This window comes from Aeromicrobium phoceense (genome assembly GCF_013868155.1).
Lineage (GTDB): Bacteria > Actinomycetota > Actinomycetes > Propionibacteriales > Nocardioidaceae > Aeromicrobium > Aeromicrobium phoceense.
In genome coordinates this window covers 1,133,809-1,157,966 of the sequence record NZ_JACEOG010000001.1, presented here as the reverse complement: position 1 = coordinate 1,157,966, position 24,158 = coordinate 1,133,809, and the positions used below count along the sequence as shown (strand labels likewise).

General features: G+C 70.6%; 23 protein-coding genes. 3 read left to right on the top strand and 20 right to left on the bottom strand.

What is annotated here, in order from left to right:
- Positions 1-35: 35 nt before the first annotated feature.
- The 16 genes from nuoN to H1W00_RS05415 form a co-directional block, all read right to left on the bottom strand.
- Positions 36-1,667 (bottom strand): NADH-quinone oxidoreductase subunit NuoN, encoded by a 1,632-nt coding sequence (gene nuoN, locus H1W00_RS05485; RefSeq protein WP_181754370.1) that lies wholly within the window; start codon positions 1,665-1,667, stop codon positions 36-38.
- A complete protein-coding gene (locus tag H1W00_RS05480) occupies positions 1,664-3,199 on the bottom strand; it encodes an NADH-quinone oxidoreductase subunit M (RefSeq protein ID WP_338072834.1) in 1,536 nt (511 codons plus the stop codon). The genes nuoN and H1W00_RS05480 overlap by 4 nt, the downstream gene beginning before the upstream one ends.
- The gene (gene nuoL / locus H1W00_RS05475) at positions 3,199-5,076 is read right to left on the bottom strand and encodes an NADH-quinone oxidoreductase subunit L (protein WP_181754366.1); all 1,878 of its coding nucleotides are present in this window, start codon (positions 5,074-5,076) and stop codon (positions 3,199-3,201) included. The genes H1W00_RS05480 and nuoL overlap by 1 nt, the downstream gene beginning before the upstream one ends.
- A 10-nt stretch (positions 5,077-5,086) precedes the next feature.
- Positions 5,087-5,380, bottom strand: a complete 294-nt coding sequence (nuoK, locus tag H1W00_RS05470; protein WP_181754365.1) for an NADH-quinone oxidoreductase subunit NuoK — start codon at positions 5,378-5,380, stop codon at positions 5,087-5,089.
- Positions 5,377-6,228 (bottom strand): NADH-quinone oxidoreductase subunit J, encoded by an 852-nt coding sequence (locus H1W00_RS05465; RefSeq protein WP_181754363.1) that lies wholly within the window; start codon positions 6,226-6,228, stop codon positions 5,377-5,379. The genes nuoK and H1W00_RS05465 overlap by 4 nt, the downstream gene beginning before the upstream one ends.
- Positions 6,225-6,779, bottom strand: coding sequence for an NADH-quinone oxidoreductase subunit NuoI (gene nuoI, locus H1W00_RS05460; RefSeq protein ID WP_181754361.1), 555 nt, complete (start codon positions 6,777-6,779; stop codon positions 6,225-6,227). Before nuoI ends, H1W00_RS05465 begins: the two co-directional genes overlap by 4 nt.
- The gene (gene nuoH / locus H1W00_RS05455; RefSeq protein ID WP_181754359.1) at positions 6,776-8,044 is read right to left on the bottom strand and encodes an NADH-quinone oxidoreductase subunit NuoH; all 1,269 of its coding nucleotides are present in this window, start codon (positions 8,042-8,044) and stop codon (positions 6,776-6,778) included. The genes nuoI and nuoH overlap by 4 nt, the downstream gene beginning before the upstream one ends.
- Positions 8,044-10,434, bottom strand: a complete 2,391-nt coding sequence (locus H1W00_RS05450) for an NADH-quinone oxidoreductase subunit G (RefSeq protein WP_181754357.1) — start codon at positions 10,432-10,434, stop codon at positions 8,044-8,046. Before H1W00_RS05450 ends, nuoH begins: the two co-directional genes overlap by 1 nt.
- A complete protein-coding gene (nuoF, locus tag H1W00_RS05445) occupies positions 10,431-11,741 on the bottom strand; it encodes an NADH-quinone oxidoreductase subunit NuoF (RefSeq protein ID WP_181754355.1) in 1,311 nt (436 codons plus the stop codon). Before nuoF ends, H1W00_RS05450 begins: the two co-directional genes overlap by 4 nt.
- Entirely contained in the window at positions 11,734-12,546 is an 813-nt protein-coding gene (nuoE, locus tag H1W00_RS05440) for an NADH-quinone oxidoreductase subunit NuoE (RefSeq protein ID WP_181754353.1), read from the bottom strand. Before nuoE ends, nuoF begins: the two co-directional genes overlap by 8 nt.
- The gene (locus H1W00_RS05435) at positions 12,543-13,874 is read right to left on the bottom strand and encodes an NADH-quinone oxidoreductase subunit D (RefSeq protein WP_181754351.1); all 1,332 of its coding nucleotides are present in this window, start codon (positions 13,872-13,874) and stop codon (positions 12,543-12,545) included. Before H1W00_RS05435 ends, nuoE begins: the two co-directional genes overlap by 4 nt.
- The gene (locus tag H1W00_RS16780) at positions 13,874-14,008 is read right to left on the bottom strand and encodes a hypothetical protein (protein WP_276568717.1); all 135 of its coding nucleotides are present in this window, start codon (positions 14,006-14,008) and stop codon (positions 13,874-13,876) included. The genes H1W00_RS05435 and H1W00_RS16780 overlap by 1 nt, the downstream gene beginning before the upstream one ends.
- A gap of 127 nt (positions 14,009-14,135) precedes the next feature.
- Positions 14,136-14,849 (bottom strand): NADH-quinone oxidoreductase subunit C, encoded by a 714-nt coding sequence (locus H1W00_RS05430; protein ID WP_181754349.1) that lies wholly within the window; start codon positions 14,847-14,849, stop codon positions 14,136-14,138.
- Positions 14,846-15,400 carry a NuoB/complex I 20 kDa subunit family protein gene (locus H1W00_RS05425; protein ID WP_181754347.1) on the bottom strand — a complete coding sequence of 185 codons (555 nt, stop codon included), beginning with the start codon at positions 15,398-15,400 and terminating at the stop codon, positions 14,846-14,848. The genes H1W00_RS05430 and H1W00_RS05425 overlap by 4 nt, the downstream gene beginning before the upstream one ends.
- Positions 15,400-15,759 carry an NADH-quinone oxidoreductase subunit A gene (locus H1W00_RS05420; protein WP_078699174.1) on the bottom strand — a complete coding sequence of 120 codons (360 nt, stop codon included), beginning with the start codon at positions 15,757-15,759 and terminating at the stop codon, positions 15,400-15,402. Before H1W00_RS05420 ends, H1W00_RS05425 begins: the two co-directional genes overlap by 1 nt.
- A gap of 132 nt (positions 15,760-15,891) precedes the next feature.
- Positions 15,892-16,584 carry a demethylmenaquinone methyltransferase gene (locus H1W00_RS05415; RefSeq protein ID WP_181754345.1) on the bottom strand — a complete coding sequence of 231 codons (693 nt, stop codon included), beginning with the start codon at positions 16,582-16,584 and terminating at the stop codon, positions 15,892-15,894.
- A gap of 97 nt (positions 16,585-16,681) precedes the next feature.
- Between H1W00_RS05415 and H1W00_RS05410 the strand changes: the two genes are divergently transcribed.
- Positions 16,682-17,929, top strand: coding sequence for an isochorismate synthase (locus H1W00_RS05410; protein WP_338072833.1), 1,248 nt, complete (start codon positions 16,682-16,684; stop codon positions 17,927-17,929).
- A gap of 46 nt (positions 17,930-17,975) precedes the next feature.
- Here H1W00_RS05410 and H1W00_RS05405 read toward each other — a convergent pair whose 3' ends face one another.
- Together H1W00_RS05405 and H1W00_RS05400 are read right to left on the bottom strand one after the other, a co-directional pair.
- Positions 17,976-18,356, bottom strand: a complete 381-nt coding sequence (locus H1W00_RS05405; protein ID WP_181754341.1) for a DUF3037 domain-containing protein — start codon at positions 18,354-18,356, stop codon at positions 17,976-17,978.
- On the bottom strand, positions 18,353-19,102 hold the full coding sequence (locus H1W00_RS05400; RefSeq protein WP_338072832.1) for a HipA family kinase: 750 nt from the start codon (positions 19,100-19,102) through the stop codon (positions 18,353-18,355). The genes H1W00_RS05405 and H1W00_RS05400 overlap by 4 nt, the downstream gene beginning before the upstream one ends.
- A 212-nt stretch (positions 19,103-19,314) precedes the next feature.
- On the opposite strand from H1W00_RS05400, the gene H1W00_RS05395 reads away from it, so the two are divergent.
- The gene (locus H1W00_RS05395; protein WP_181754338.1) at positions 19,315-20,484 is read left to right on the top strand and encodes a winged helix DNA-binding domain-containing protein; all 1,170 of its coding nucleotides are present in this window, start codon (positions 19,315-19,317) and stop codon (positions 20,482-20,484) included.
- Here the strand turns inward: H1W00_RS05395 and H1W00_RS05390 are convergent.
- Positions 20,473-21,249, bottom strand: coding sequence for a GDSL-type esterase/lipase family protein (locus tag H1W00_RS05390; protein WP_181754336.1), 777 nt, complete (start codon positions 21,247-21,249; stop codon positions 20,473-20,475). The genes H1W00_RS05395 and H1W00_RS05390 overlap by 12 nt on opposite strands.
- A gap of 89 nt (positions 21,250-21,338) precedes the next feature.
- Here H1W00_RS05390 and H1W00_RS05385 point away from each other — a divergent pair, with 89 nt between their 5' ends.
- Positions 21,339-22,559 carry an NHL repeat-containing protein gene (locus tag H1W00_RS05385; RefSeq protein ID WP_181754335.1) on the top strand — a complete coding sequence of 407 codons (1,221 nt, stop codon included), beginning with the start codon at positions 21,339-21,341 and terminating at the stop codon, positions 22,557-22,559.
- 69 nt (positions 22,560-22,628) lie between these two features.
- Here H1W00_RS05385 and H1W00_RS05380 read toward each other — a convergent pair whose 3' ends face one another.
- On the bottom strand, positions 22,629-24,158 hold the full coding sequence (locus H1W00_RS05380) for an aldehyde dehydrogenase family protein (protein ID WP_181754333.1): 1,530 nt from the start codon (positions 24,156-24,158) through the stop codon (positions 22,629-22,631).

Genomic DNA, 24,158 nt, shown 5'->3' with positions numbered 1-24,158 from the left:
CCACTTCCTTCCCACGACCGCCGACGACATGCCCGCTAGCGCACGAAGGCGCCGGCGTTCTGGGCCAGATCCAGCATCGGGCCCGGCAGGAGGCCGAGCACGACCGTCGTGATCACGGCCAAGGCAATGACCACGGTAGTCGGCACGCCCGCGACGGCCACGGTCGGCCCGTCACCGACGGGGTCGGTGAAGAACATCAGCACGATGACACGGACGTAGAAGTAGGCCGCGATCGCGCTGCAGAGGACGCCGATGACGACCAGCACCCAGGCTCCGCCGCCCCACGCGGCGCTGAACACGGCCCACTTGCCGATGAAGCCGGCGGTGAGCGGGATGCCCGCGAACGACAGCATGAAGATCGCGAACGAGCCGGCCAGGAACGGCGACTCCTTGCCCAGGCCCGCCCACTTCGACAGGTGGGTGGTCTCGCCGGCCGAGTCGCGCACGACCGTGACGATCGCGAACGCACCGATCGTGGCCACGCCGTAGGCGAGCAGGTAGAAGAGCACGGACGACACCGACGTGATCGCCAGTCCGTCCTCCTGGCCCAGGTACGCACCCGACAGGCCCACGGTGAGGAAGCCGGCGTGGGCGATCGAGGAGTACGCCAGCATGCGCTTGACGTCGGTCTGGCTGATCGCCACGACCGAGCCCACGATCATCGTCAGCACGGCGACGACCCACAGCACCGGGCGCCAGTCCCACGACGCACCACCGAAGGCCACGAACAGCACGCGCATCATCGCGATGAACGCGGCCGCCTTGGTGGCGGCGGCCATGAAGGCGGTGACCGGCGTCGGGGCGCCCTGGTAGACGTCGGGCGTCCAGCTGTGGAACGGCACGGCGCCCACCTTGAACAGCAGGCCCACCAGCAGCAGGCCGATGGCGGCCAGCAGGATCGGCGTCTCGTCGCTGCGGGCCGAGATCGCGGTGTCGATCTCGGTGAGGTTCAGGCTGCCGGCGTACCCGTAGGCCAGCGCGGCACCGTAGAGGAAGAACGCCGAGGCGAACGCGCCCAGCAGGAAGTACTTCATCGCAGCTTCCTGGCTGAGCAGGCGACGGCGACGCGCCACGCCGCACAGCACGTACAGCGGCAGGCTCAGGACCTCGAGGGCCACGAACATCGTGATGAGGTCGTTGGAGACCGAGAACAGCATCATGCCCGAGAGCGCGAACACCGCGAGCGGGAAGACCTCGGTGTGCTCCAGGCGTGCCGTCGTGGCCTCCGCCTCGCCGGGCGAGCCCGGGGCGTCGGCCGCACGGCCGATGAAGTCGCTCAGGCCGCGCTCGTGCGAGCGCTCGGCGAACATGAGGAACGACAGGACCGCGAACAGCAGCAGGAGCGCCCACGTCAGGACGCCGGGGCCGTCGACCGCGACGGCGCCCTCCGCACCGGTGCCGCCGAGCGCGGCCCAGCGGGCCTCGGGGACCTCCTCGAGACCGAGGTAGACCCACACGGTGAGGCCGAGCGCGACCAGCGAGCCGAGGACGGCCACGACGGCCTGCGTGAGGAACCGCGCGCGCCGGGGCACGGCGATCTCGATGACGAGCCCGATCATCGCGAGCGCGCCGACCGCGATGAGCGGCGACAGCTGCGCGTAGTCCAGGTCGGCAGCGGGGATGTCGGGCCCGCCGGTGGCCAGGACGGAGGAGACTGCGCCGATCATTCGTGGGCTCCTTCCGTCTGGTCTGCGAGGTCGATGGGCGCGCGCTGCGGCGGGTCGCCGCCCCCCACGGTGGCCGCGGTGGGCTCGCCGGCCGGGTCGATGACCGCCAGCAGCGGCTGCGGCACGAAGCCGAGGCCGATGATCAGCACGAGGGCGGGGGTCAGCGAGCCGACCTCACGACGCGTCAGGTCGGTGAACCCTGCGGTGCCCTCGTTCAGCGGGCCGGTCATGGTGCGCTGGTACATCAGCAGGATGTAGACGGCGGCCAGGACGATGCCGAGGGTCGCGGCGGTGGCGATCGGGATCGAGCGCGTGAACGTGCCGGCGAGCACGAGGAACTCCGAGACGAACGGCGCGAGTCCCGGTAGCGAGAGGCTGGAGAGGCCGCCGACGAGCAGCACTCCCGACAGCACCGGGGCGACCTTCTGGACGCCGCCGAAGTCGCTGATGCGGGCCGAGCCGCGGCGCGTGATCATCATGCCGGCGACGAGGAACAGCACGGCCGTGGAGAGGCCGTGGTTGAACATGTAGAGCACCGAGCCCGTCATCGACACCGACGTGAACGCGAAGATGCCCATGATGATGAAGCCGAAGTGCGAGACCGAGGTCAGCGCGATGAGGCGGCGCAGGTCGTCCTGGCCGATCGCGAGCAGCGCTCCGTAGAGGATGCTGATCACCGCGAGGACGAGCACGACCGGGCTGGCCCACTCCGAGGCACCGGGGAACAGCTCCAGGCACCAGCGGATCATGCCGAACGTGCCGATCTTGTCGATCACGCTGACCATCAGCACCGAGGTGCCCGGAGTCGCCGAGCCCGCGGCGTCGGGCAGCCACGTGTGGAACGGCCACAGCGGCGCCTTGATCGCGAACGCGATGAAGAAGCCCAGGAAGAGCAGCCGCTCGGTGGTCTGGGACATCTCCAGGCCCATCAGGTCGGCGTGCAGGAACGTCGCGCCGCCCTGCTGCGTGGACAGCACGTACAGGCCCACGACCGACGCGAGCATGAGCAGGCCGCCGACCAGGTTGTAGACCAGGAACTTGACCGCCGCGTAGCTGCGCTGTCCGGTGCCGTGGCCGCCGATCAGGAAGTAGATCGGGATCAGCGTGGCCTCGAAGAGGACGTAGAAGGTGAAGACGTCGGTGGCGGCGAACACGCCGATCGCGAGCGCCTCGAGCACGAGCATCAGTGCAAAGTAGGAGTTCGTCCCCGCGGGGTCGTGCTCCTTGTCGCGCCACGACGCGGCCAGGACGATCGGGACCAGCACCGTGGTCAGGAAGATCATCGTGAGGCCGATGCCGTTGACGCCGAGCGCCCAGTGGGCCCCGATCGCACCGATCCACTCGTAGTCCTCGGTCAGCTGGTAGCCGCCGCTCTCGATGTCGAAGCGGCTCAGCAGCGCGAGCGACATGACGAGCGTCAGGATCGACACGCCGAAGGCGACGTACCGCGGCAGCAGGCCGTCGGCCGACCGCGGTAGGAGCGCGACCACGAGCGACCCCAGGAGGGGAACGGCGATCAGCAGGGACAGCATCATGCGAGCGTCACCGCCAGCAGGCCCAGCAGGACCACGAGAGCACCTCCGAGCACCATCAGTGCATAGGAACGGACATAGCCGGTCTGCGGCTTGCGCAGCTCGCCGGAGACTTCACCGATGCGGTCGGCCGACCCGGACACGAGGCCGTCGATGACCTTCGCGTCGGCCCACACCAGGGCGCGGGTCAGGTGGATCGTGGGACGAACCACGAGCGCATCGTTCACGTTGTTGCCGTAGAGCTCGGCGCGACCGGCCCGGGTGAAGACCGAGACCTCGGAGTCGGCAGGGGCGGTGTCGGCGATCTCGCGGCGGCCGTAGAGGACCCAGGCGAGCGCGACACCGGCGGCCACGACGATCAGCACGATCACGGTGACGACCCAGATCGGGACCGCTAGCTCGTGGTGCACCGGGTGGCCGGTGGCCGGCTCGAGCCACTCCTCGATCCAGTCGCCGAGCGCCATCACGCCGGCGAACAGCGAGAGGGCCGCCAGGATCATGAGCGGGACGGTCATCACGGCGGGCGACTCGTGCGGGTGCACGTCCTCGCGCCAGCGCCGCTCGCCGAAGAACGTCATCAGCATGAGGCGCGTCATGTAGAACGCGGTGATGCCCGCGCCGATGAGCGCGGCCAGGCCGACCCAGATGTTGTGGCCCAGCGCCGCCTCGATGATCTTGTCCTTGGAGAAGAAGCCCGAGGTGCCGGGGAAGCCCAGGATCGCCAGGTAGCCGATGCCGAACGTGTAGAAGGTGATCGGCATGGCCTTGCTCAGGCCGCCGTAGTGGCGCATGTCGACGTCGTCGTTCATGCCGTGCATGACCGAGCCGGCGCCGAGGAACATGTTGGCCTTGAAGAAGCCGTGGGTCAGCAGGTGGAAGATCGCGAAGGCGTAGCCGGCCGGGCCGAGGCCCGCGGCGAGCATCATGTAGCCGATCTGGCTCATGGTGGAGCCGGCGAGCGCCTTCTTGATGTCGTCCTTCGTGCAGCCGATCCAGGCGCCGGCCAGCAGCGTGACGAAGCCGACCGCGATGACGAAGTTCCTGGCCGTGGGCGAGGCGTCGAAGATGTCGTGCGAGCGCACGACGAGGTAGACGCCCGCGGTGACCATGGTGGCCGCGTGGATGAGCGCCGAGACCGGCGTGGGGCCCTCCATCGCGTCGAGCAGCCAGGCCTGCAGCGGCACCTGCGCGGACTTGCCGCACGCGCCGAGCAGCAGCAGCAGGCCCAGCGCGGTGGCGACGTTGCCCGAGACCGAGCCGACCTGGTCGTTGACCGCGGCGATCGAGGTGGTGCCGAACCAGGCGAACATCGTCATGATCGCCAGCGCCATGCCGAGGTCGCCGACGCGGTTGAGCACGAAGGCCTTCTTGGCGGCGGCGGCCGCCGAGGGCTTGTGCTGCCAGAACCCGATCAGCAGGTAGGACGCCAGGCCGACGCCCTCCCAGCCGAGGAACAGCACGAGGTAGTCGGCCGCGAGGACGAGCGTCAGCATCGCGGCGATGAAGAGGTTCAGGTAGGCGAAGAACCGGCGACGGCGCGGGTCGTGCGCCATGTACCCGATCGAGTACACGTGGATCAGCGTGCCGACGCCGGTGATGAGCAGCACGAACAGGCTCGAGAGCGTGTCGAACGTGAACGAGAAGTCCACGTGGAACGCCCCGGCGTCGATCCAGGTGCCGAGGGTCTCGGTGACCGAGCGGTCCTCGGGATCGCGTCCAGCCAGCTGGATGAACATGATGAGGCCGAGCACGAACGACGCGGCCGAGCACGCGGTGGCGATCAGGTGTCCGAAGCGGTCGGACTCCTTGCCCCACGTGAGCAGGAGCGCGGCACCCGCCAGCGGGATGGCGATGAGCAGCCAGGACAGTTCCAGCACGACGTCTCCCTCAGGCCTTCAGCAGGTTCGCCTCGTCGACCGAAGTCGTCCGACGCGTGCGGTAGATGGACACGATGATGGCCAGTCCGATGGTGACCTCGGCGGCGGCGACGACCATGACGAAGAACGCCGCGACCTGACCGTCGAGGTTGCCGTGCTGGCGCGCGAACGAGACGAACGCGAGGTTGGTGGCGTTCAGCATGAGCTCGACGCACATGAACACGACGATCGCGTTGCGGCGCACGAGGACGCCGACCGCGCCGATCGAGAAGAGCAGCATCGACAGGGTGAGGTACTCGGTCATGCGCGGTCCTCCTCGTCGGTGGTCCCGCCGGTGGCCTCACCGGTGGTCGGGTTGGCGACGTCGGGGCGCTCGGTGGTGAGCGGCCGCGCGTCGGGATCGATGTCGCTGGCCGAGATCTGGCCCACCACGCGGGTGACGTCCTCGCCGTCGTGCACCTCGAACTGGTGGCGCGACACGAGGGTGCCGGGCACCGACTCGGGCAGCGGGGTGCCGTCGGGCAGCAGGGCCGGGGTGTCGACGGCGTTGTGCCGAGCGAAGACGCCGGGCGTCGGCGCGTTGCCCGGGTGCTTGCCGGTCTCGGCGTAGTCGCGCATGCGGCGCGCCTGGAGCTCGGCCTGGGTGGGCGGGTCGACGAGGCGCTCGCGGTGGGCCAGCACCATGGCGCCGAGCACCGCGACGATCATCAGCGCGGCGGTGAACTCGAACGCCAGCACGTACTTGGTGAACAGCAGCGAGGCGAGGCCGTGGACGTTGCCGTTCGCGTTGGCCTCGCCGAGGCCGACGACGGCGGCGGACACCGACTGCGCGATCGCGGTGGTCAGCACCAGCGCGAACAGGATGCCCACGATCGCCGCCGCGGCACGGTGGCCCTTGATGGTCTCCACGACCGAGTCGGAGGTCTCGACGCCCACGAGCATCAGCACGAAGAGGAACAGCATCATGATGGCGCCGGTGTAGACGATGATCTGCACCGCGAACAGGAACGGGGCGCCCTGCGCCGCGTAGAGCATCGCGAGGCAGATCATCACGACCGCCAGGCACAGCGCCGCGTGCACCGCCTTGCGGGCGAAGATGAGCCCCATCGCCGCCAGCACCATCACCGGGGCGAGGATCCAGAACGCGGTCACGCCGTGGCCTCCGGCCCGCTCGTGGTCTCCACGATCGGCAGCGACTTCCCGCGGTAGTAGTCCGTGTGGTCGTCGCTGATGAGCATCTCGTGCGGCGGCTCGACCATGCCCGGCAGCAGCGGCGCCAGCAGGTCGGACTTCTCGTAGATCAGGTCGGCGCGGTTGTCGTCGGCCAGCTCGTACTCGTTGGTCATCGTGAGCGCGCGGGTGGGGCACGCCTCGATGCACAGGCCGCACAGGATGCAGCGCAGGTAGTTGATCTGGTAGACGCGGCCGTACCGCTCACCGGGGCTGAAGCGCTCGTCCTCGGTGTTGCTGGCGCCCTCGACGTAGATGGCGTCGGCGGGGCAGGCCCACGCGCACAGTTCGCAGCCGACGCACTTCTCCAGGCCGTCGGGCCAGCGGTTCAGCTGGTGCCGACCGTGGAAGCGCGGCGCCGTGGGCACCTTCTCGAACGGGTACTTCTCGGTGACCGGCTTCTTGAACATCGTCCGGAACGTCACGCCGAAGCCGGCGATCGGGTCCCAGAGGGTCTCCTTGAGTGTCGTCATCGCGCTTCTCCCCCATCAGTGGGCTGCGAGGTGGTGGTCGGTGCGGCGGCCATGGCGTCGCGCTGCGAGGGCAGCGGCGGCACCGGGTAGCCACCGGCGAAGGCGTCGAACTCCTGCGGTTCGGGCTCGAGCTCCTCGTCCTCCTCGTCCCGCGTGGGCAGGAAGAAGGTGATGAGCAGCAGCGCGCCGGCGACTCCGGCGGCCACGAGCATGGCGTTCTGGTCGAGCATGTCCTCGACCTGGAGCTTGCGGATGAACGCCAGGGCGACGATCCAGCCGAGCGCGATCGGGATGAGCCACTTCCAGCCGAAGTGCATGAACTGGTCGTAGCGCATGCGGGGCAGGGTGCCGCGCAGCCAGATGTACATGAAGATGAAGCCGAGCGTCTTGAGGAAGAACCACAGGACGGGCCAGTAGCCCTCGTTGGCGCCCTCCCAGATCTGGGCGATGCCGAACGGCGCGCGCCAGCCGCCGAGGAACATCGTGGTCGCCAGCGCCGCGACGGTGACCATGTTGATGTACTCGGCCAGGAAGAACATCGCGAACTTGAACGACGAGTACTCGGTGTGGAAGCCGCCCACGAGCTCGCCCTCGGCCTCGGGGAGGTCGAACGGGGCGCGGTTGGTCTCGCCGACCATCGCGATGACGTAGATGATGAACGACGGCAGCAGCGGGATGAAGAACCAGATGTCCTCCTGCGCCGCGACGATCTCCGACGTCGACATGGAGCCGGCGTAGATGAAGACCGTGACCAGCGCCAGGCCCATCGCGACCTCGTAGCTGATCACCTGGGCGCTGGAGCGCAGGCCGCCCAGCAGGGCGTAGATCGAGCCGGAGGACCAGCCGGCCAGGACGATCCCGTACACGCCGACCGAGGTGACCGCGAGGATGTAGAGCACCGCGACGGGCAGGTCGGTCAGCTGCAGGGGCGTCTCGTGGCCGAAGAAGTTGACCACCGGGCCGAACGGGATGACCGCCCAGGCCAGGAACGACGGCACGACCGCGATGATCGGCGCGATGTAGTAGACGACCTTGTCGGCGGCCTTCGGGAAGATCTCCTCCTTCAGGCCCAGCTTCACGCCGTCGGCGAGGCTCTGCAGCAGGCCGAACGGGCCGTTGACGTTGGGGCCGATGCGGTGCTGCATCCGCGCCACGACACGACGCTCGAACCAGATGTTGAAGAGCGTGTAGAGGACGAGGAAGACGAAGATCAGCAGCGCCTTGAGCGCCACCACCCACCAGGGATCGTTGCCGAAGAGCTCCATCAGGAAACCCCTCCCGACAGGACGACGCGGGCGCCGTGACCGGCTCCGGTGGCGGCGCCGAGGTTCACGCCGGAGTTGGTGGGCGCCCACACGACCCCGTCGGGCATGAAGGCCGCCTCGGCCACGAACGTGGCCGATCCGGTGGGTCCGGTCAGCGTGGCGGGGCCGCCCGGCTGCACGCCGGCGGCGAGCAGTGTGGCCTCGCTGGCGCGCAGGACGGGCTGGCGAGCGGTCTGGCGGTAGAAGTCGGCGCCGTCCTGGAGGCGGCCGTCGTCGACGAGAAGCTTCCAGGTGTCGAGGACGACCTTCTTCGCGGCCGACCGGGGCGCGGCCTGCTTGCGGGCGCGGAACGCAGCGCGCTTGCCGTCCCAAGGGCCGAGCTCACGCCACTCGGCGCCGGCCTCGTCGACCGTGCGGATGCCGATCGGGCGGCCGAGCTCCTCGGCGATGCCGGCGAGCACGCGCACGTCGGGCAGGGAAGGAGCGTCGAAGAGGACCTTGGCGAACGGCCGCGGGCGACCCTCCCAGTTCACGAACGTGCCGGCCTTCTCCACCGGGGGCGCGACGGGCAGGACCACGTCGGCCAACTCGGTGACGGCGGACTCGCGCACCTCGAGGCTCACCAGGAAGCCGACGGCGCGCAGGGCCTCGCGTGCGGCCGCGGGATCGGCCAGGTCGTCGAGGTCGACACCGCCAACCACGAGTGCTCCCAGCTCACCGGACGCCGCCGCCGCGATGATCGCGTCGGTGTCGAGGCCGGCCTCGTCGGGCAGGCTCGCGACGCCCCAGTCGGCGGCCACGTCGGCGCGCGCCTCGGCGGACGCCACGGGGCGGCCACCGGGCAGGACGGTGGGCAGGCAGCCCGCGTCAAGGGCGCTGCGGTCGCCGGCACGGCGCGGGACCCACGCCCAGCGGGCACCGGTCTCATCGGCCTTGGCGGCCACGGCGGACAGGCCACCGGGCACCGCGGCCAGGCGCTCGCCGGCCAGGATGACGCTGCCTGCGGGAAGCTCGAGGGCGGCCAGCGCCTCGGGCTCGCTCCCGGGCACCGTGGGCACGAGGGTGCCGTTCATCTTCGTCAGGCCGCGCGTGGCGTGCGTGCCGAGAGCGATGACGTTCACGCCCTTGCGGCTCGCCTTGCGCAGACGCAGGAACAGAGTGCCGGCCTCGTCCTCGGGCTCGAGGCCCACGAGGACCACGGTGGAGGCGCGCTCGAGGTCGGCGAAGCGGACGCCGACCGGCGTGCCGGCGACCTTCGCCGCGAGGAACTCGGTCTCCTCCTTGGCCGTGGCCCGGGTGCGGAAGTCGATGTTGTTGGTGCCGAGGGCCACGCGGGCGAACTTGGCGTAGGCGTAGGCGTCCTCGACCGTGAGGCGACCGCCGGTCAGCACGCCCTTGCCGGCCGCGGCGGCCAGACCCCGCGCCGCGACGGCGAGCGCACCGGGCCACGAGGTGGGCTCGAGCTCACCGGTCTGCGGGTTGCGCACGAGCGGCGTCGTCAGGCGGTCGGCCTGGCGCGACCAGGTGAACGCGAAGCGGTCCTTGTCGGTGATCCACTCCTCGTTGACCTCGGGGTCGTCGCCGGCGAGCCGGCGCATGACCTTGCCGCGGCGGTGGTCGACACGGATCGCCGCACCGCAGGCGTCGTGCTCGGAGACCGAGGGGACGCTGATCAGGTCGAACGGGCGCGAGCGGAAGCGGTAGTCGGCGCTGGTGAGCGCGCCCACGGGGCAGATCTGGATCGTGTTGCCGCTGAAGTACGACCCGAACGGGACGTCCTCGGCGATGCCGATCTGCTGATGGGCCCCGCGCTCGAGCAGGGCGATGAACGGGTCGCCGGCGATCTCGGACTGGAAGCGCGTGCAGCGCTGGCACAGGACGCAGCGCTCGCGGTCGAGCAGCACGTTGCTCGAGAGCGGGAGCGGCTTGGGGAACAGGCGCTTGGTCTCGATGAAGCGCGACTCGGACGCGCCGTGCGAGAGGGCCTGGTTCTGCAGCGGGCACTCGCCGCCCTTGTCGCAGACGGGGCAGTCGAGCGGGTGGTTCGCGAGCAGGAACTCGAGGATGCCCTCCTGGGCCTTCTCGGCGACCGGCGACGTGACCTGCGTGCGCACGACCATGCCGGGGGCGACCTCGAGGGTGCACGAGGCCTGGGGCTTCGGCATCGGCCGGCCGTTGCCGGCGTCGGGGATCTCGACGAGGCACTGACGGCAGGCGCCCGCGGGGGCGAGCAGCGGGTGGTCGCAGAAGCGCGGGATCTCGGTGCCGATCAGCTCGGCGGCGCGGATCACCAGCGTGCCCTTGGGGACGCTGACGTCGACGTCGTCGATCGACAGCGTGACCAGGTCGACGGGCGTCGTGTCGGTGGGGTTCGGCTCGGTGACGGTCACCGGACGGCCTCCTTCGCGAACAGGGTCGAGGCGGCGGGCGGGAAGAGGTCGCGGCTCGCCGTGGTCATGCCGGCCTCGAACTCCTCGCGGAAGTACTGGATGGCCGAGGTGATCGGGCTGGTCGCGCCGTCGCCCAGGGCGCAGAACGCGCGACCGAGGATGTTGTCGCACAGGTCGAGCAGCAGCGCGATGTCGCCCGGCTGGCCCTGGCCCTCGTCGATCCGGCGCAGGGTCTGGACGAGCCACCACGTGCCCTCGCGGCACGGGGTGCACTTGCCGCAGGACTCGTGCTTGTAGAACTCGGTCCAGCGCAGGACGCACCGCACGACCGAGGTGGTCTGGTCGAAGATCTGCAGGGCGCGGGTGCCCAGCATCGAGCCCGCGGCACCGACGCCCTCGAAGTCGAGCGGGACGTCGAGGTGCTCGGCCGTGAGCAGCGGGGTGGACGAGCCGCCCGGGGTCCAGAACTTCAGCTCGGAGCCCTCGCGCATGCCGCCGCCGAGCTCGAGCAGCTCGCGCAGCGTGATGCCCAGGGGGGCCTCGTACTGACCGGGCCTGGCGACGTGGCCCGAGAGGCTGAAGATGCCGTGGCCCTTCGACTTCTCGGTGCCCATCGAGGCGAACCAGTCGGCGCCGCCGGCGATGATGCCCGGGACGGACGCGACCGACTCGACGTTGTTGACGACGGTGGGCGAGGCGTACAGGCCCGCGACGGCGGGGAACGGCGGACGCAGGCGGGGCTGGCCGCGGCGGCCCTCGAGGGAGTCGAGCAGCGCCGTCTCCTCCCCGCAGATGTACGCGCCGGCGCCGGCGTGCACGATCAGGTCGAGGTCGTAGCCGGTGCCGTGGATGTCGCGTCCCAGGTGTCCGGCCTCGTAGGCCTCGCGCACGGCGGCGCGGAGGCGGCGGATGACGTGCAGGACCTCGCCGCGCACGTAGATGAACGCCGTGTTCGCCCGGATCGCGCGCGAGGAGATGATGACGCCCTCGACCAGCACGTGCGGGTTGGCCATCATGAGCGGGATGTCCTTGCAGGTGCCCGGCTCGGACTCGTCGGCGTTGACAACGAGGTACTTCGGGTTCGGGTTGTCCTGCGGGATGAAGCCCCACTTCATGCCGGTCGGGAAGCCGGCGCCGCCGCGACCGCGCAGGCCGGCGTCCTTGACCTCCTCGATGATGGCGTCGGGGTCCATCGTGAGGGCCTTCTCCAGGCCTCGGTAGCCGCCGCGCGCCGTGTAGGCGTCGAGCGTCCAGGCGCGGTCGTCGGCCCAGTTGGCGGTCAGGACCGGGGTCAGCGTGTCAGTCATCGACGCCCTCGCTCTCCTGCAGGTCGGCGCCACCCTCGACGTCGGTGTCGGTCTGCTCGGCCACGGTCTCGGACTCCGCCCGGCTCGTGTCGGCCTCGGCGACCGCCTCGGTGGTCGACTCGGGTCGAGCCTCGGTTCCCGAGGCGTCCAGCGGCGGGGCGGCCCAGCCACGCTGGTCGGCGATCTCCAGGCCCACGAGCGACGCGGGGCCGGCGGCCGGTCCCTCGTCGACCAGGCCATCCTCGAAGCCGCCGATGACCCGCTCGGCCTCGCGCCACGAGGTGATCGTGGCGCCGCGAGTGGACTGGACCGTCTCACCGGAGCGGAGCTTGTCGACGACGTCGATCGCGGACTCGGGGGTCTGGTTGTCGAAGAACTCCCAGTTGACCATCATCACCGGCGCGAAGTCGCAGGCCGCGTTGCACTCGACGCGCTCCAGCGTGATCCGGCCGTCCTCGGTGGTCTCGTCGTTGCCGACGTCGAGGTGACCGCACAGGCGCTCGAAGATCTCGTCGCCACCCATCACGGCGCACAGGGTGTTGGTGCAGACGCCGACGTGGTGCGTGCCCATGGGGCGCCGCTTGTACATCGTGTAGAAGGTGGCGACGGCGCTGACCTCGGCCTCGGTGAGGCCCAGGATCTGCCCGCACACCTCGATGCCCTCGGCCGTCACGCGGCCCTGCTCCGACTGCACGATGTGCAGCATCGGCAGCAGCGCGCTGCGCGCCTGGGGGTACCGGGCCGCGAGCTCGCGCAGCTCGGCCACCGTGGTCTCCGAAAGGCCTTCAGAAATCTGCTCGGTCATCGATCAACGCCTCCCATGACGGGGTCGATGGATGCCACCGCGACGATGACGTCGGACAGCATGCCGCCCTCGCTCATCGCGGAGACGCCCTGCAGGTTCACGAACGACGGCTCGCGGAAGTGGACGCGGAACGGGCGGGTGCCGCCGTCGGAGACCGCGTGGCACGCGATCTCGCCCTTGGGCGACTCGATCGGGAAGTAGACCTGCCCGGCCGGCACCCGGAAGCCCTCGGTGACCAGCTTGAAGTGGTGGATCAGCGCCTCCATGGACTCGCCCATGATGTGGCGGATGTGCTCGGGCGAGTTGCCCTGGCCGTCCGCACCCACCGAGAGCTGCGCGGGCCAGGCGATCTTGCGGTCGGCGATCATCACGGGCTGGCCCTCGGTGGCGTCGAGGCGCTCGATGCACTGCTCGACGATGCGCAGCGACTCCCACATCTCCAGCTGGCGGATCATGAAGCGGCCGTAGGCGTCGGGCTCGTCGCGGGTGATCACGTCGAACTCGTAGGAGTCGTAGCCCCAGTACGGCTGCGTGCGGCGCAGGTCCCAGTCCAGACCCGTCGAGCGCAGGATCGGCCCGGTGATGCCCAGGGCCAGCACGCCGGCGAGGTCGAGGTGGCCGACGTTCTTGAGCCGGCCCTTGAAGATGGGGTTGGCGTTGCAGAGGGCGGCGTACTCGGGGAGGCGCTTCTTCAGCAGGGCGACGAGGTCGCGCAGCTCGCCCGTGGTGCCCTCCGGGAGGTCCTGGGCCACGCCACCCGGGCGGAAGTACGCATGGTTCATGCGCAGGCCGGTGATGAGCTCGAACGCCTTGAGGATCTCCTCGCGGTCGCGGAAGCCGCACGTCATCACGGTGAGCGCGCCGATCTCCATGCCGCCGGTGGCGATCGCCACGAGGTGGCTGGAGATGCGGTTGAGCTCGAGCAGCATCACGCGGATGATCTGGGCGCGCTCGGTGATCTGGTCCTCCACGCCGAGCAGGCGCTCGACGGCGCCGACGTACGCGGCCTCCGTGGAGAACGGCGCGACGTAGTCCATGCGGGTGCAGAAGGTCACGCCCTGGGTCCAGGTGCGGAACTCCATGTTCTTCTCGATGCCGGTGTGCAGGTAGCCGATGCCGGCGCGGGCGTCGTGCACCTGCTCGCCGTCGATCTCCAGGATGAGGCGCAGCACGCCGTGCGTGGACGGGTGCTGCGGGCCCATGTTGATGACGAGGCGGTCGCCCTCGAGGGCGTCGGCCTCGATCGTGTCCCAGTCGCCGCCGGTGACGTTGAAGACCTGGCCGGAGGTGGACTCGGAGGTGCCCGCGTACGGGTCGGTGGTGACCATCAGGAGTAGCTCCTTCGGTTGTCCGGGGCGGGGATGAAGCCGCCCTTGAACTCCACGTCGATGCCGCCCAGCACTGCGAGCGGAGCGAGCGATTCAACGGAGCGTCCCGGGGCTACCCGCTGGGCGGCTCTCATGAGTAGCTCCTTCGGTTGTCCGGGGCGGGGATGAAGCCGCCCTTGAACTCCACGTCGATGCCGCCCAGCACTGCGAGCGGAGCGAGCGATTCAACGGAGCGTCCCGGGGCTACCCGCTGGGCGGCTCTCATGAGTAGCTCCTTCGGTTGTCCGGGGCGGGGATGAAGCCGCCCTTGAACTCCACGTCGATGCCGCCCAGCGGATAGTCCTTGCGCTGGGGGTGGCCCGGCCAGTCGTCGGGCATGAGGATGCGGGTCAGGTGCGGGTGCCCGTCGAACTGGAGCCCGAACATGTCCCACACCTCGCGCTCGTGCCAGTCGGCGGTGGGGTAGACGCCCACGACGCTCGGCACGTGCGGGTCCTCGTCGGGGCACACGACCTCGAGCCGGATCCGGCGGTTGTGGGTCATCGAGAGCAGGTGGTAGACCGCGTGCAGCTCACGGCCCGTCTCGTTCGGGTAGTGCACGCCGCTGACGCCGCTGAAGAGCTCGAAGCGCAGGCCCGCGTCGTCGCGCAGGTGCTGCGCCGCTTGGAGCAGCTTCTCGCGGCGGATGAAGAAGGTGATCTCGCCGCGGTCGACGACGACCTGCTCGATCGCGTCGGCCAGGCCCTCACCGCCGGCGAGCCGCTCAGCGACCTCGTCGAACCAGCCGCCGTAGGGCGGAAGCGATGCGCCCGGCATGACCACCGGGCGGCGCAGGCCGCCGAAGCCGCTGGTGTCGCCGGTGCCGTGGACGCCGAAGGCGCCCTCGCGGACCTCGATGACCTCGAGCTCGGTGGCGTCGCTCTTCTTCAGCTCGGCCCGCGTCTCGTGCGACGCGTCCTGGGTCTCGTCGCTCATCGAAGCAACCCAGTCTGTGCGGAGGTGGGCAGGGCGGCCAGGGCGGCGGCCTCCTGCTCGCGGATCTCGGCGGTGCGGTCGGCGCCCAGCTGCGTGTGCTGGATCGAGTCGCGGAGCTTGAAGATCGCGTCGATCAGCATCTCGGGGCGCGGCGGGCAGCCGGGCAGGTACATGTCGACCGGGACGACGTGGTCGACACCCTGGACGATCGCGTAGTTGTTGAACATGCCGCCCGAGCTGGCGCAGACGCCCATCGCGAGCACCCACTTGGGGCCGGGCATCTGGTCGTAGATCTGGCGCAGGACGGGCGCCATCTTCTGGCTGACGCGGCCCGCGACGATCATCAGGTCGGCCTGGCGGGGCGACGGCCGGAAGACCTCCATGCCGAACCGGCCGGAGTCGTAGCGCGGCGCGCCGAACGTCATCATCTCGATGGCGCAGCAGGCCAGGCCGAACGTGGCCGGCCAGAACGACGCCTTGCGGAAGTAGCCGGCCAGGCCCTCGACGGTCGAGAGCAGGACGCCACTGGGGAGTTTTTCCTCGAGGCCCATCAGGTCCAGTCCATTCCCCCGCGCCGCCACTCATAGACGTACGCGATCGTGATGTTGAGCAGGAAGAGCATGACGGCGAAGAACGCGAACCAGCTGAGCTCGTCGAAGACGACGGCGAACGGGTAGAGGAACACGATCTCGATGTCGAAGACGATGAACATCATCGCCGTGAAGAAGTACTTGATCGAGACCTTGCCGCCACCCTCGGGCAGCGGGCTCGGCTCGATGCCGGACTCGTAGCGGTCCATCTTGGCCCGGTTGTACCGGGCGGGTCCGGTGAACGGCGCGATGCCGACGCTGAACAGCGCGAATGCCAACGCGAGTCCGCCCAGCACCAAGATCGGGATGTACTCGTTCACGGCACCTCCATCACCCTCGGACGATCACCCTCGGACGAACCTTGTGAAGATCTTCACAGGCTCACTGCGATCACTCTAGTAACCGCGTGGACCACGCGTGTGAGTTAGGTAACACTTAGTGTGACGCGCGCCTCAGAGGGGGCGCTCGGCGCGGTGCACGGCGACGATCCCGCCGGACAGGTTCTGCCACGTGACCGGGCCCCAGCCGGCCTCGGACATGCGGATCGCGAGGCCGCGCTGGTCGGGCCAGGAGCGGATTGACTCGGCGAGGTAGACGTAGGACTCGGGGTTCGACGAGACGCGGCGGGCGATCGTCGGCAGCGCCCGCATGAGGTAGTTGGAGTAGATCGTCTCGAAGGGCTTCCACGTGGGCGTGGAGAACTCGCACACCACGATCCGGCCGCCGGGACGGGTGACGCGGAGCATCTCGCGCAGGCCCTGGAGCGGGTCGTGGATGTTGCGCAGCCCGAAGGAGATCGTGACGGCGTCGAACACGCCGTCCGCGAAGGGCAGCGCCATCCCGTCGCCCGCCGTGAAGTTCAGCCCCGGGTACTGCTGCTTGCCGACCTCGAGCATGCCGATCGAGAAGTCGCACGGAACGACGTGGGCGCCCGCCTCGGCGAACGGCGCGCTGGACGTGCCGGTGCCGGCCGCCAGGTCGAGGATCCGCTCGCCGCGCTGCGGGTCGACGGTGGCGACGACCTTGGTGCGCCAGCGGCGGTCCTGACCGAGGGAGAGGACGTCGTTCGTGAGGTCGTACCGCGCCGCGACCGTGTCGAACATGCGCGCGACGTCGCGGGGATCCTTGTCCAGCCCTGCTCTCATGGCGCCACCTTCTCACGCTCGCCCCCACGGCCCCCACGTCCGGCCCGTTCCGCCGGTCCACCACGTGCCTTCTCGCTGCGCTAGTAAGGTGGAGCGGGTGAGCACGCTGGCGACCGACGGACGCGCCGAACCGCTCGTCGCACGGTCCCGCGAGATCGCCGATCCGGGTGAGCTGCTCGCCCTCCTTCCCTCCTCCCCCGACGCGCTGGCGTGGGTGCACGGCGGCGACGGCATCGTCGGATGGGGCCGAGCGGCGTCGTTCGCGCCCGACGGCGACGACCGCTTCGACGCCGCCGACGACTGGTGGGCCGAGGTCGTCGACGCCTCGGTCGTCCGCGACGAGGTCGAGCTGCCCGGCAGTGGCCTCGTGGCCTTCGGCAGCTTCACGTTCGCCGACCGCCCGGGCTCGCTGCTCACCGTTCCCGAGATCGTCGTGGGCCGCCGCGACGGGCGCTGCTGGGTCACCACCATCGGTCGCTCGCTCGGCCCCGTGCCCGAACTCTCCGCCTCGACGCCACGGGATCCGGCCGGTGTGCGGTTCGCCGATGACCCCGCTCGCCGCGAGGCGTGGTCGGCCACCGTCGAGAAGGCCGTGCGCCGGATCCAGGCCGACGAGCTCGACAAGGTGGTCCTGGCGCGGTCCGTCGACGCCCGCTTCGACGAGCCCCTCGACGTGCGCGCGCCGCTCGGCCGGCTCGCCTCGACCTACCCCAGCTGCTGGACGTTCCACGTCGACGGCTTCTTCGGCTCCACGCCCGAGATGCTCGTGCGCCTGCAGGGCGGCCTGGTCACCTCGCGCGTGCTCGCCGGGACGATCCGCCGGACTGGCGACGACGCGCGCGACCTCGGCCTGGCCGCATCGCTCGCCCGCTCCAGCAAGGACCTCGAGGAGCACGAGTACGCCGTGCGCTCGGTGGCCGACGCCCTGGCCCCGCACTGCACCGGCATGAACGTGCCCGAGTCGCCCTTCGTGCTGCACCTGCCCAACGTCATGCACCTGGCGACCGACGTCACGGGCGTGCTGCGCGACGACGCGGGCGTCCTGTCGCTCGTGGCCTCCCTGCATCCGTCGGCGGCCGTGGGCGGCACGCCGACTGCCGAGGCCGTCCGGGTCATCGCCGAGATCGAGCGGCTGGACCGGGGCCGGTACGCCGGTCCCGTCGGCTGGATCGGCGCCTCGGGCGACGGCGAGTGGGGCATCGGCCTGCGCTCGGCCCAGGTGCGCGCCGACGGCCGCGGCGCCCGGCTCTTCGCCGGCTGCGGGATCGTCGCCGACTCCTCCCCCGCCGACGAGCTGGCCGAGGCCGACGCCAAGCTGATCCCGGTCCGCGACGCCCTGCGCTGACGGCCCGCCCGCGAGGGCCACGGCGACCGTCCCGCCTGCGACCGGGTCAGCCGACCAGCAGCGACTTCAGGCGGGACAGCTCCGCAGCGGGGTCCTCGGCGACTCCCCCGTGCACGGGTCCCGGCTGCACGACGGTCGACTTCGGCGACTTCAGGAAGCCGAATCGCTGGCCCAACGGACGAGACGCGGCCTCGCCGCCCCGGGCGTCACCGGCGCACACGCCGCTCACGAACTCCAGGGCGGCGCAGACACGGTCCGGGTCCAGGTCGGGGGCGAACGCGGCGATGCGCTGCCGGTCCACCCTCCACTCGACGGCCAGGAGATCGGCCTCCTGGCAGTAGAGGACGACGCCGACGTTCACGAACTCCTCCCGCTCCGGGCGTGGCACGCATCGCAGGACGACGTACTGGTAGGCGTACGTGCTCATGCCGTCACCTCCGGGAGCCAGGCGGTGCTGCCCAGCCGCGCGGCGAGGAATTCGACGTACGCCTCGCGCAGCGCCCGGGGCGTCACATCGGGGGTCGTGGTCAACCACTCGTCCGGGACCTCGGCCACGACCTCCTCGAAGACCTCGCGGGAGAGGATGCCTCGGGCCCGGACGTCCGCCGAGGCCACCTCGGCGAGGTGCGAACGCAGCACGTGGTCGGAAGAGTCCCAGGGCTGGGCGGCGAAACGCGCGGGGTCGGTGATGCCCCGGCTCCACGCGTGGTGGAAGTAGAGCGAGGCGCCGTGGTCGATGACCCACACGTCGCCGTGCCACACCAGGAGGTTGGGATTGCGCCAGCTGCGGTCCACGTTCGCGCAGAACGCGTCGAGCCACAGGATCATGCCTCGGTCGTCGGCACTCGCGTCGACGTGGCCGTCGAACCCGAAGGATCCGGGAAGGAAGTCGACTCCGAGATTGAGGCCGATGCTGGCGTTGAGCAGGTCCTGCACCTCCTCGTCCGCCTCGTAGCGCGCGATGGCAGGATCGAGCTCGAGGGCGACGAGGCGAGGCGTGCGCAGCCCCAGCCGGGTGGCCAGCTCGCTCACGATGACCTCCGCGACGAGCACCCGGGGCCCCTGACCTGCTCCGGAGAACTTGCAGACGTAGGTCCCGAGGTCGTCGGCCTCCACCACGCCGGGCAGGCTGCCGCCCTCGCGCAGGGGAGTGACGTACCTGACGACCGTCACCCGCGGGATCACGTGATCTCGTCCGACTCGTGTGCCATGGCCCCATCATGGCTGTCGAGATGCAGTGCAGATCGCAGGCTCACGCGGTGACGTTGGCACAGATCGTGTCGGCGTGGTGGACACAGGCGCGAAACCTGTCGATCGCGGTTCACCGAGGGTCCGTGACCGGCCACCGGGCGCGTCCCGTCGGTGCCGACCGCTAGCGTCGCCCCATGCGGATCGACGTGGCGGAGCGACGCCGGCGGCTCGGGGTCAGGCACGCCCTCGCGGCGCCGGTCACCAGCGCCGAGGAGGTTGCGTCCTCCGTGACCGCCCTGCACAGCACCGACCCGGCCTCGATGGTGCTGTCGGCGATGGCCCGGCTCGCCCGTCCGGAGGTCGCCGAGGTCGAGCGCGCGCTCTACGCCGACCGCTCCCTCGTCCGGGTGCTGGCCATGCGGCGCACCGTCTTCGCCGTTCCCGCGCAGGACTGCGGCGCGTACCTCGCCTCGGTGCAGCACTCCGTCGCCGGGCCCGAGTACCGCAAGCTGCGCGGCATGATCGCCGACTCGGGCATCGCCGAGCCCGACACGTGGCTCGCGTCGGCGCACGCGGCGGCGCTGGCCGCCTTCGACCGGCTCGAGGAGTTCAGCAGCGCCGAGCTGGCCGCCGCCGACCCGCTGCTGGGCACCCGCATCGAGGTCGGCGCCGGCACGAAGTACGCCACCTCGCAGTCGATCGCCAGCCGGTTGCTCACGGTGATGTCGGCCGAGGGCCACGTGGTGCGCGCTCGACCTGCGGGCTCTTGGGCGTCCACCCAGTTCCGCTGGGCCGCGATGCACCGGTGGCTGCCGGCGCTCGGTCCCCTGCCCGATGCCGCCGAGGCGCGGGCGACCGTCGCTCGACGCTGGCTCGCCCGCTTCGGCCCGGCCCGGCCCGAGGACCTGCAGTGGTGGACCGGGTGGACGAAGGGCCACACCACGGCTGCGCTCGCCACCCTCGACCTCGCCGAGGTCACGCTCGACGGGGCACCCGGCATCGCGCTGGCCGACGACCTCGAGCCCACGCCGGACCCCGGCCCGTGGGTGGCGCTGCTGCCGGCACTCGACCCCACCACGATGGGCTGGAAGCAGCGCGACTGGTATCTCGGCCCGCACGCGGAGCGAGTCTTCGACACCACCGGCAACGCCGGGCCCACCGTCTGGAAGGACGGCGAGATCGTGGGCGGCTGGGCGATCCGCGACGACGGCACCGTGGCGGTGCGCCTGCTCGCCGACGTGGGCGCCGAGGCCGGCGCTGCGATCGATGCCGAGGCGGCCGCGCTCGAGCAGCGCCTCGGCGGCACGGTGGTCAAGGCCCGTGGCCGCCGCTGGACGCCCGTCGAGAAGGAGTTACGCGGCTGAGCCGCCGAGCGGCGTCAGCTCGCGGTAGCGGGGGTCGAGTCCGTCCCCGCTGGAGCGGCCGGTGACGCGGCGCTTGATCCACGGTCCGAGGTACTCGACGGCCCACTGGACCTGCGCCTTGACTCGATCGAGGACGCTCAACGGCGTGGCGTCCGCGAGCACCAGCGGCTCGAGGTCGTGCTGCACGCCGAGGGCGTCGAGCACGGCGATCGCCATGCGCTGGTGACCGGCCGGCGACATGTGCATGCGGTCGGTGTCCCACAGTCGCGGGTCCCGGTAGTCGGTGATCTGCCAGTAGTCCACGAGCGTCGCGCCGTGACGGGCCGCGATCTCGCGCACGGCGTTGCAGTAGCGGTCGAAGCGGGCACGGACCAGCGCGTAGATGCGCGAGCCGCCCGGGTCGGCGGGGGTGAACATCACCACGTGGGCGCCCGACGCCGCGAGGCGCCCGATGACCCGGTCGTACTCCCCGAGCAGCCAGTCGAGGTCGACCTTGGGCCGCATGATGTCGTTCGCGCCGGCGTAGATCGTGACGAGGTCGGGCTGCAGCGCGAGCGCCGGGTCGATCTGCTCGGCCGCGATCGGCCCGAGCTTGCGACCGCGGATCGCCAGGTTGGCGTAGGACAGGCCGCCGCCCTGCGCGCGGTCGAGCGCCGCGGCGAACCGGTCGGCCCACCCCCGCACGCCGTTCGGCAGGCTCGGGTCGTCGTCGCCGACGCCCTCGGTGAAGGAGTCGCCCAGGGCCACGTAGCGCGCGAAAGTCACCCCCCGAGATTACGCGCCGTCTCAACCCGGGCGACGACTGCTCTCCACCGTCATGGGAACGCCGCTTCCCGTCCAGATTGGAGAAATCGATGACCCCCCTCGTCAAGACCACCTCCCGGGCGTTCGCGCTCGGCACCACCGGCGCGCTCGTCGCCGGGCTGATCGCCGCCGCACCCGCGACCGCCGCGGTGAACGTGGACGTACCGCCCACCAAGACCGTCAGCGGAGAGCTGTCCGGCCCCATCGGCATCGAGGACGACGCAGCCGGGAACGTCTACGTGGCGTCCCAGGGCAACGACGCGATCGTCGTCCACCGCAAGAACGCCTCGGGCGCCTCGGCCCCGCTGCGCCGGATCAGCGGCGCCTCGACCCAGCTGGCCACCCCGCGCGACGTGGCGCTGGACAGCAACGGCTTCCTCTACGTCGCCAACATCGGCGGCACGGTGCTCGTCTTCGCCCCGAACGCCTCGGGCAACGTGGCTCCGGTCAAGACGTTCGGCACCGGGGCCGGATCGACCTACGGGATCGACATCGCCGGTGGTGAGATCTACGTCCGCAAGGCCAGCGGGTACAACGTCTACTCGCCCTCCGCGACGGGCAACCCGGCACCGACCGAGCGGGCCGTGACCGGACTCGGCAACGGCAGGTCCATCGTGGTCTCCGGACCGCGGGTGTGGACGGCCAGCGGCACCCAGCTGCGGGCGTACTCGCGCACCGTGGACGGCTTCGCCACGCCGATCCAGTCGATCAACAACGCCCTGCCGAACACCGAGATCAACGGCCTGGACGCCGACTCGGCCGGCCGGATCCACGTCGCCACGTTCAGTCCCTCGACGGTGCGGGTGTTCGCGCCGAACGCCAACGGGAACGACGGCCCGCTCAAGGTGCTCGGCGGACCCGCGTCGGACCTGAACCTCCCGACGGGCCTCACGATCCTGAGCGGCGGCTCGTTCGCGGTCGCCAACTTCAACCAGGGCCGGTATCTCGTGTTCAAGAGCCTCTTCGTGAAGCCGGCCACCCGGCCCGGGAAGGTCCGGGCCCTCAAGGTCGGCGGCAAGAAGACCTCGAAGGTGCGCAAGGTCGTCTGGAAGGCCCCCGCGTCCAACGGTGGCGCCAAGATCACCTCGTACCGGATCGTGGTGAAGAAGGGCGGCAAGACGCTGCTCAAGCGCAACGTGAGCGGGTCCAAGCGAGCGATGGTGATCAAGCGCTCCAAGCTCCGCAACGGCGTGAACACCGTCTTCGTGCAGGCGAGGAACAGCAAGGGCCTCGGCCCCGTGGCCAAGAAGCACTTCCGCGTGAGGAAGTGACGGGCACCCACCGACAGAGCGCCCCGAGTCCCTCAGGGACCCGGGGCGCTCTGGTGCGTCAGCGGCGTGTCAGCGCTTCTTCGGCAGGGTGCTAGACCCGCCGTGCATGACGGTGAGGAGCTGCTGGAAGCGGCTCTCGGTCTTCTCGTCGCGGGTCATCGACTGCAGCATCAGCAGCGGCTTCATCCGCTGCTTCGTGATGGCCTTCGGGTACGTGAACTCGCGCAGGCCGTCGGGGCCGTGGATGCGGCCGAATCCCGAGTCGCCGACGCCACCGAACGGCAGGCCGGGGATGGCGGCGAAGGAGATTACCGAGTTCACCGACGTCATGCCCGAGCGGATGCGCGAGGCGACGTCGAGTGCGCGCTTCTTGCCGAACACGGCACCGGCCAGGCCGTACTTCGTGGCGTTGGTGAGCTCGACGGCCTCGTCCATGTCCTTGACGGGGTTCACCACGAGGGTGGGCCCGAACGTCTCCTCCGTGACGGCCAGGGAGTCCTCGGGGACGTGCGTGAGGATCGTGGGCTGCACGTACTTCTCGCCCACGGCTCCGGCGCCACCCAGCACCGCCCGGCCGCCGCGCGCGAGCGCGTCGTCGATGTGGCTGCGGATCACGTCGAGCTGCTTGGGCATCGTCGCGGGGCCGTAGACGCCGCCGTCGTCGTAGCCCGGGCGGATGCCCTCGGCCTGCTTCAGCAGCTCGGCCATGAACGGGTCGAACACCCGCTCGTGCACGTAGACGCGCTCGGTGCCGATGCAGGTCTGGCCCGCGTTGGACATCCCGGCCCACAGGGCCGCCTCGGCCGCGGCCTGGAGGTCGGCGTCCTCGTCGACGATGAGCGAGTCCTTGCCGCCGGCCTCGATCACCACGGGCGTCAGGTTCTCGGCGCACGCCGCCATGACCTTCTTGCCGGTGGCGGCCGATCCCGTGAACGCGATCTTGTCGACCGCGGCGGTGCACAGGTGGTTGCCGGTCTCGCCCAGGCCGGTGACGAGGTTCAGCACGGGGCGGCCGTGGACGACCTCGGTGAAGGTGTCGACGAGGAAGCGCCCGACGCCGGGCGTGTACTCGCTGGGCTTGAAGACCACCGCGTTGCCGGCCGCGAGGGCGTAGGCGATCGAGCCCATGGGCGTGAACGTGGGGTAGTTCCACGGGCCGATGACGCCCACCACGCCGAGCGGCTTGTACTCGACGTACGCCGTCTGGTTCGACATCAGCAGGCCGGTGCTCACCTTGTGGCGACCGAGCACCTTGCCCGCGCTCTTGGCCGCCCACGCGATGTGGTCGATCGCCAGACCCGCCTCCAGCAGGGCGTCGCCGTGCGGCTTGCCGCCCTCGCGGTGCACCTGGTCGGAGAGCTGGTTGAGCCGGCGGGTCAGGACGCTGCGCCACTGCAGCAGGTACTCCTTGCGGCCGTCGAAGCCCAGGGCGCGCCACCACGCGGACGCCTCGCGCGCGGCGGCCACGGCAGCGTCGACCCCGGCCCGGCCGTCGATCGGGGGGGTGCCGACGACGTCGCCCGTGGCGGGGTTGAACGAGTCGAACGTGGGCGTGGGGCCTTCGGCCGCGTCGACGCCGGATTCGATGGTGGCGGTCAT

What these genes read in the sequence shown, in the direction of transcription:
- nuoN (WP_181754370.1), bottom strand. Translation starts at nt 1,667, where the DNA reads ATGATCGGCGCAGTCTCCTCCGTCCTGGCCACCGGCGGGCCCGACATC.
- H1W00_RS05480 (WP_338072834.1), bottom strand. Translation starts at nt 3,199, where the DNA reads ATGCTGTCCCTGCTGATCGCCGTTCCCCTCCTGGGGTCGCTCGTGGTC.
- nuoK (WP_181754365.1), bottom strand. Translation starts at nt 5,380, where the DNA reads ATGACCGAGTACCTCACCCTGTCGATGCTGCTCTTCTCGATCGGCGCG.
- nuoI (WP_181754361.1), bottom strand. Translation starts at nt 6,779, where the DNA reads ATGACGACACTCAAGGAGACCCTCTGGGACCCGATCGCCGGCTTCGGC.
- nuoH (WP_181754359.1), bottom strand. Translation starts at nt 8,044, where the DNA reads ATGGAGCTCTTCGGCAACGATCCCTGGTGGGTGGTGGCGCTCAAGGCG.
- nuoF (WP_181754355.1), bottom strand. Translation starts at nt 11,741, where the DNA reads ATGACTGACACGCTGACCCCGGTCCTGACCGCCAACTGGGCCGACGAC.
- nuoE (WP_181754353.1), bottom strand. Translation starts at nt 12,546, where the DNA reads ATGACCGAGCAGATTTCTGAAGGCCTTTCGGAGACCACGGTGGCCGAG.
- H1W00_RS05435 (WP_181754351.1), bottom strand. Translation starts at nt 13,874, where the DNA reads ATGGTCACCACCGACCCGTACGCGGGCACCTCCGAGTCCACCTCCGGC.
- H1W00_RS16780 (WP_276568717.1), bottom strand. Translation starts at nt 14,008, where the DNA reads ATGAGAGCCGCCCAGCGGGTAGCCCCGGGACGCTCCGTTGAATCGCTC.
- H1W00_RS05430 (WP_181754349.1), bottom strand. Translation starts at nt 14,849, where the DNA reads ATGAGCGACGAGACCCAGGACGCGTCGCACGAGACGCGGGCCGAGCTG.
- H1W00_RS05425 (WP_181754347.1), bottom strand. Translation starts at nt 15,400, where the DNA reads ATGGGCCTCGAGGAAAAACTCCCCAGTGGCGTCCTGCTCTCGACCGTC.
- H1W00_RS05415 (WP_181754345.1), bottom strand. Translation starts at nt 16,584, where the DNA reads ATGAGAGCAGGGCTGGACAAGGATCCCCGCGACGTCGCGCGCATGTTC.
- H1W00_RS05405 (WP_181754341.1), bottom strand. Translation starts at nt 18,356, where the DNA reads ATGAGCACGTACGCCTACCAGTACGTCGTCCTGCGATGCGTGCCACGC.
- H1W00_RS05395 (WP_181754338.1), top strand. Translation starts at nt 19,315, where the DNA reads ATGCGGATCGACGTGGCGGAGCGACGCCGGCGGCTCGGGGTCAGGCAC.
- H1W00_RS05385 (WP_181754335.1), top strand. Translation starts at nt 21,339, where the DNA reads ATGACCCCCCTCGTCAAGACCACCTCCCGGGCGTTCGCGCTCGGCACC.
- H1W00_RS05380 (WP_181754333.1), bottom strand. Translation starts at nt 24,158, where the DNA reads ATGACCGCCACCATCGAATCCGGCGTCGACGCGGCCGAAGGCCCCACG.